General features: G+C 52.7%; 1 protein-coding gene. It reads left to right on the top strand.

The features are described from left to right. On the top strand, positions 1-332 hold a 332-nt coding region (locus ACOI06_RS14640), incomplete at both ends, for an IS66 family transposase (RefSeq protein ID WP_420663322.1).

The following is a 332-nucleotide window of genomic DNA, read 5'->3' as shown; positions in this document are numbered from 1 at the left end:
TATGACCCATGCTCAGTGTTGGGCTCACTGTCGGCGCGAGTTCATTAAAGCCGAAGAGGTTGAGCCAAAGTTGGCAGCAACCGCCTTGAACTATATCCGCGCCCTCTATGCCGTAGAAGAACGCATTGCCAAAGAAGACTTGCAGGGACAGCAGAAACTCGACTTTAGAATCGAACACACACAGCCCGTCGTGGAAGCATTCTTCAAATGGGTCGACGAATGTCTGTCGGATGTCACACTCTTGCCCAGCAGCCCCTTTGCCAAAGCACTGGGCTATACCCATCCACGCAAAACGTCCTTGAGTGTCTTTCTGACGGATGCGGCTGTCCCAT

Source organism: Orrella sp. 11846, from assembly GCF_048820935.1.
Classification (GTDB): domain Bacteria; phylum Pseudomonadota; class Gammaproteobacteria; order Burkholderiales; family Burkholderiaceae_B; genus Algicoccus.
Note: the sequence above shows the minus strand (reverse complement) of the source record. Positions and strands in the feature narration are given on the sequence as shown.